Origin of the sequence: Actinomadura sp. WAC 06369 (assembly GCF_003947565.1) — a bacterium.
Lineage (GTDB): Bacteria > Actinomycetota > Actinomycetes > Streptosporangiales > Streptosporangiaceae > Spirillospora > Spirillospora rifamycini.
In genome coordinates, this window is the sequence record NZ_QHJN01000348.1 from 1 (window position 1) to 1,974 (window position 1,974).

At 76.5% G+C, this 1,974-nt stretch carries 2 protein-coding genes and 1 pseudogene; 1 reads left to right on the forward strand and 2 read right to left on the reverse strand.

Annotated elements, in window-relative coordinates; genetic code table 11:
* A pseudogene (locus DMH08_RS39310) lies at positions 1–494 on the forward strand (hypothetical protein); the annotation flags it as partial.
* On the opposite strand, the gene DMH08_RS39315 reads toward DMH08_RS39310, so the two are convergent.
* The gene (locus DMH08_RS39315; RefSeq protein ID WP_051301261.1) at positions 495–1,289 is read right to left on the reverse strand and encodes an aldo/keto reductase; all 795 of its coding nucleotides are present in this window, start codon (positions 1,287–1,289) and stop codon (positions 495–497) included.
* A 175-nt stretch (positions 1,290–1,464) separates the two neighbouring features.
* A partial coding sequence (locus DMH08_RS39320) for a zinc-binding dehydrogenase (protein WP_148108663.1) occupies positions 1,465–1,974 on the reverse strand: 510 nt, incomplete at its 5' end.

Below are 1,974 nucleotides of genomic sequence, written 5' to 3' on the forward strand. Positions count from 1 at the left end.
TCGCCCTCCCAGACGCACTGCACATCCTGCGGGGAGGGGGCATGGCCGTGCGGTCGCTGATCGCGGTCGCGGTGCTCGGCGCCGCGCCGGCCGTCGTGGGGTGCGGCGAACCGGAGGCGCGGACGGTCGGCGATCCGGCGCCGGGCGAGCCGAGGCTCGGCGACCGGACGGTGCGGGCCGGGGAGGAGTTCACCCTCGCGCCCGGAAAGGCGGCGCGGACGGCCGACGGGTTCGCCGTCCGCTTCACCGGCGTCCCTCAGGACGGCCGGTGCCCGCAGGAGGTGCAGTGCGTCTGGGAGGGCGACGCGACGGTGGCCGTCGAACTCACCGCCGCGCGCACGGCGCCCGTCACGCGGGAGCTGCACACCAGCCGGCGGTTCGCCGCCGAGGCGACCGCCGGCGGGCGGACGGTGCGCCTGCTGGACCTGGCCCCCGCGGCGCGGCGGGACGGGGTGCCCGCCGCGGAGTACCGGGCCCGGATGGTGATCCGCTGATCAGGCCCCGGCGTCGAAGGCGGCCGGGTCGGGACCGACGCGGGACCCCTTCTCCAGCTCGCCGATCCGCTTCATCTCGTCCGCGGTCAGCTCGAAGCCGAAGACGTCGATGTTCTCGGCGATGCGGGACGGCGTCACCGACTTCGGGATGACGACGTTGCCGAGCTGCAGGCTCCACCGCAGCGCGACCTGCGCGGGCGTGCGGCCGTGCGCGCGGCCGATGTCGGCGAGCGCCGGGTCGTCCAGCAGGCCCTGCCCCTGCCCGAGCGGCGCCCACGCCTCGGTGCGGATGCCGTGCTCGGCGTGGAAGGCGCGCAGGCCCGGCTGCTGCAGGTAGGGGTGCAGCTCGATCTGGTTGACCGCCGGGACGACGTCGGTCTCGTCCACGATGTGCCGCAGCGTCTCGACGGTGAAGTTCGAGACGCCGATCGAGCGGGCGCGCCCGTCCCGCCGCAGCTCCTCGAACGCGCGCCACGTCTCCAGGTACGTCCCGCGCCGCGGCATCGGCCAGTGGATCAGGTACAGGTCGACGTAGTCGAGGCCGAGGCGCTCCAGGCTCGCGTCGAAGGCGCGCAGCGCGCTGTCGCGCCCCTGGTCGCTGTTCCACAGCTTGGTGGTGACGAACAGCTCCTCGCGCGGGACGCCCGACGCGCGCAGCGCCCGTCCCGTCCCGCGCTCGTTCCGGTAGACGGCGGCCGTGTCGATGCTGCGGTAGCCGTTCTCCAGCGCCGTCGTCACGGCCTGCTCGGCCTCGTCGTCGGGCACCTGGAAGACGCCGAAGCCGAGCTGCGGCATGGCGCGGCCGTCGATGAGGTCCACGTTCGGTACGGTCACGGTTCCGTCCCCCTCTGGCGTGCACGTGCGCCGGCATCGTGCCCGGTGGACGGCGTCCGAATCGGGTGCGATGCCCGCGATGGCGGAAACCTTGATCTTATCCGCGCCCGGACGGCCCCCGCCGGTCCCGGGCCCGTCAGCCGACCGTCAGCAGCGTCTTGCCGACGACCGCGCGCGCCTCGATCGCGGCGTGCGCCTCGGCGGCGCGCTCGAGCGGGAACGTGCGGCCGACGACCGGCGCGAGCCGCCCGGCGGCGGCCTCGGCCAGGGCGCGCTCCGCCCGCTCCCGGCCGCCCGCCCGCAGTTCCATGAGCTGCTCCAGGCCGATGACGGTGACGCCGCGGCGGGCCGCCTCGTCCGGCGGGATCCGGGTGGGCGCTCCCCCGGCCGCCCCGTGCACGGAGAACCGGCCGCCCGCCGCGGTCGCGCCGAACGCCGCCCGGCCGATCGCGCCGCCCACGCCGTCGAACACCACGTCGGCCCCGCCGCCGGTCAGCTCGACGACGCGCTCCGCCCAGCCGTCACGGGTGTAGTCGACCGCGGCCGCGCCCCGCTCCCGGACCGCCGCGGCCTTGCGCTCCCCGCCCACCGCCCCGACGACGCGGGCCCCGGCGGCGAGCGCGAGCCCGACCAGCAGGCTCCCCAC

Bases quoted from the DNA above. Each gene is read 5' to 3' on its own strand.
- DMH08_RS39315 (WP_051301261.1), bottom strand. From the start codon at position 1,289: ATGCCGCAGCTCGGCTTCGGCGTCTTCCAGGTGCCCGACGACGAGGCC.